This is a genomic window from Gammaproteobacteria bacterium, assembly GCA_013696315.1.
Lineage (GTDB): Bacteria > Pseudomonadota > Gammaproteobacteria > JACCYU01 > JACCYU01 > JACCYU01.
The window spans coordinates 1-3,223 of the sequence record JACCYU010000053.1; the positions used below are offsets into that span (position 1 = coordinate 1).

The following is a 3,223-nucleotide window of genomic DNA, read 5'->3' on the forward strand; positions in this document are numbered from 1 at the left end:
TCGTAGATGCCGTCGCCGCCGTGCTCCATCAACACGTCCTTGCCCGTCACACCCAGCTCGGCGGCGCCGTATTGTACGTAAGTCGGCACATCCGCCGCGCGCAGGATGATCAATCTAAGCCCGGCAACGTTCGTCGCCAGGATCAGCTTGCGACTCGTGCGCGGATCTTCGGCCGGCGCGATACCCGCCGCCGTCAGCAACGGCAGACATTCTTCGCTGACTCTGCCTTTCGGCAGAGCAATGGTTAGCGGCTCACTCATGCGAAGCTCCACCGTGGAGACGCAGAAAGCGCAAAGAAATGCTATTTAGGTGCTTCATGCTGGTAATTCTTTGCGCCTACGCGCCTTTGCGCTAAGTGAATCACGCCGGCACGCGCCGGATATTGGCCCCCAGCGCGGCGAGCTTCTCCTCGATGCACTCGTAGCCGCGGTCGATGTGGTAGATACGGTCCACCACGGTCTCGCCGTGGGCGACCAGGCCGGCGAGGATCAGGCTGGCCGACGCGCGCAGGTCGGTCGCCATCACCGGCGCGGCGGTGAGGCGCGCGACGCCGCGCGTGATGGCGGTATTGCCTTCCACGCGAATGTTCGCGCCCATGCGCTGCATTTCCTGCACGTGCATGAAGCGGTTTTCGAACACGGTCTCGGTCACGCGCCCGCCGCCCCGCGCGATCGCGTTGAGTGCGGTGAACTGCGCCTGCATGTCGGTCGGGAACGCGGGATAGGGCGCGGTGTGGATGTCCAGCGCGCGCGGCCGCTGGCCGTGCATGTCGAGTTCGATCCAGTCGGCGCCCGTGTTGATTTCGGCGCCGGCCTGCTCGAGTTTGCGCAGGACCGTGTCAAGAATGGCGGGCGAGGTCTGTTTCAGGCGCACAGCCCCGCCGGTGATGGCCGCCGCGACCAGAAAGGTGCCGGTCTCGATGCGATCCGCCAGCACGTTGTATTCGCAGCCGCGTAGCGACTCGACGCCCTGGATGGTGATCGTGTCGGTGCCCGCGCCGCCGACCTGTGCGCCCATCGTGTTGAGGCAGTTCGCGAGATCGACCACCTCCGGCTCGCGGGCCGCGTTTTCGATGACGCTTGTACCCCGTGCGAGGGTGGCGGCCATCATCAGGTTTTCCGTGCCGGTCACCGTGACGCCGTCCATGACCAGCTTCGCGCCCTTGAGCCGTGACGCGCGGGCCTTGATGTATCCACCTGCAACCTCTATTTCGGCGCCCATCGCGGTCAGTCCACGCAGATGCAGATTCACCGGGCGCGAGCCGATCGCGCAGCCGCCAGGCAGCGACACCTGGGCGCGCCCATAGCGCGCCAGCAGCGGCCCGAGCACCAGGATCGAGGCGCGCATGGTCTTGACGAGTTCATAAGGTGCTACGAATGCGTGGATAGTGGAAGCGTCGACCTCGATAAGCATGCGCTCGTCCAGCATCAGCGACACGCCCATGCGCCCCAGCAGTTCCATTGTGGTGGTCACGTCGTGCAGATGCGGTATGTTGCCGATGCGCATGGTGCCGTCGGCGAGCAGTGTGGCGGCGAGGATCGGCAACACCGCGTTTTTGGCGCCCGAGATGCGGATCTCGCCGCGTAAGGGGCGGCCGCCGGTGATCAGCAGTCTTTCCACGTAAACGTCGCTCCGGCGTCGCTTAAGCCCTAACCGGATCGCGCCGTGTCTGCCCCCGCGTGACTCGTGACGGATGCAGCGCCTTGCAACCCCAGCAACTCGCCGAGCTCGTTGGCGCTGGCGAGCGAAGCGACCTGTGACGGCGTGTTGACAAAGCGTATCGACCGCGATCGCTCACGGGCCCAGCGCGTCCACGCCACCAGCAGCGCCAGCCCTGCGCTGTCCGCGCGCCCTGCCTTGCCAAGATCGATGGCGATCACGCGATCCCCCGCGATCGCGAATGCTTCGTTAGATCGCGCCCAAAGCTCCGGCGCCGTGGTGAAGCTGAGTTCGCCTTCGACGGCAAAGCGTCCGTTGCCTTGCGCGACGAGAGAGGCGGTGGTCACGGCGCGGCGTCTTCCGGCGCCAGTCCCTTGCCGCCGTGTTCGAGCCGCTTTATCAGCGCGTCGAGGCCGTGGCGGTCGATCTCGTTGCCGAAGCTGCTGCGGAAATTCTTGACCAGGCTCAAGCCGTCGATGGTCAGGTCATAGGCTTTCCACCGGCCTTCGTTCAATCGAAAGCTGTAATCCACTCTGAGCGGCGCCTGACTCTGAACCGTGCGGATTTCGGTGCTCACAGTACGGTATTCCTCGCGCTGCTCGCCGCGCGCCGGCAGCACGCTGACTCGCGTCCCGGCATAGTCGGAAAGCGATTTCGTATAGGCGCGCGCCATCATACTCTTGAACGCTTCCATGAACTGCGTGCGTTGCTCCGGTGTAGCGGTGCGCCAGTCCGTGGCCAGCACCAGCTGCGAGAAGACCTCGAAGTCGATGACGGGCAGGATGATCTCGTCGATCAGCCGCATGCGCGCTTCGGGGTCATTCTCCAGCTCTTCCCCCTTGTTATTAATGATATCCAGGACGCGATCCGACGTTTCCTGGACGATCTCGCGCGGTTCTTTGGCGGCCGCGGACACTGCCGCGCAAAACGTCATCACCAGCAGGCTGGCCAGCAGCAGAACGATCGCCGGTTGAGGTGCATACGTGGCCGTGCTTGATTTGATCATGGTTAAACCTGAGTGGGGTGAACGAGCGTCGGCACCGGGCGGACCGGGCGCCAACATCAGATGCGTGAATCCGCGATTGGTTGCATTCAGTTAGTGGTCATCCTCACCATCAGGTCGCCGATGATCTCTTCGAGTACCAGCGCCGACTGTGTGAATTCGATGACATCGCCATCTTTCAGATTTTCGAGTGAGCCGCCCGGCTCCAGCGCCAGATACTGTTCGCCGAGCAGCCCCGCCGTGTAGATGCTGGCGCTGGTATCGACCGACAGATAATCGTGTTGGGGGGCGATGTCCATGGTGACCTCGGCCATATAGCGATCCGCATTATAACGTATGCCGGAGACGCGCCCGACCGCCACGCCGGACACCGTCACGGGTGCGCCCGCCTTCAGCCCGCCGATGTTGTCGAAAAATGCGGTTACCTGATAACCGCTGCCGGTGTCCAGGCGGCTGAGATTGCTGACCTGCATGGCTAACGTCAGCATGGCGGCGAAGCCCGCCGCCACGAACACGCCAACCAATATCTCTAGCGAACGCTTCATCATCATATATCCCGGG

At 63.7% G+C, this 3,223-nt stretch carries 5 protein-coding genes; all 5 read right to left on the reverse strand.

The features are described 5' to 3' along the window. A partial coding sequence (gene hisG, locus H0V34_03160) for an ATP phosphoribosyltransferase (GenBank protein MBA2490735.1) occupies positions 1 to 260 on the reverse strand: 260 nt, incomplete at its 3' end. A gap of 100 nt (positions 261 to 360) precedes the next feature. Then, entirely contained in the window at positions 361 to 1,620 is a 1,260-nt protein-coding gene (gene murA, locus H0V34_03165; protein ID MBA2490736.1) for a UDP-N-acetylglucosamine 1-carboxyvinyltransferase, read from the reverse strand. Between the two features lie 29 nt (positions 1,621 to 1,649). After that, positions 1,650 to 2,006, reverse strand: coding sequence for an STAS domain-containing protein (locus H0V34_03170; GenBank protein MBA2490737.1), 357 nt, complete (start codon positions 2,004 to 2,006; stop codon positions 1,650 to 1,652). Continuing rightward, positions 2,003 to 2,665 carry an ABC transporter substrate-binding protein gene (locus H0V34_03175; protein ID MBA2490738.1) on the reverse strand — a complete coding sequence of 221 codons (663 nt, stop codon included), beginning with the start codon at positions 2,663 to 2,665 and terminating at the stop codon, positions 2,003 to 2,005. The genes H0V34_03170 and H0V34_03175 overlap by 4 nt, the downstream gene beginning before the upstream one ends. A gap of 86 nt (positions 2,666 to 2,751) precedes the next feature. Further along, a complete protein-coding gene (mlaD, locus tag H0V34_03180; GenBank protein ID MBA2490739.1) occupies positions 2,752 to 3,210 on the reverse strand; it encodes an outer membrane lipid asymmetry maintenance protein MlaD in 459 nt (152 codons plus the stop codon). Positions 3,211 to 3,223 lie beyond the last annotated feature (13 nt).

What these genes read in the sequence shown, in the direction of transcription:
- H0V34_03175 (MBA2490738.1), bottom strand. Translation starts at nt 2,665, where the DNA reads ATGATCAAATCAAGCACGGCCACGTATGCACCTCAACCGGCGATCGTT.
- mlaD (MBA2490739.1), bottom strand. Translation starts at nt 3,210, where the DNA reads ATGATGAAGCGTTCGCTAGAGATATTGGTTGGCGTGTTCGTGGCGGCG.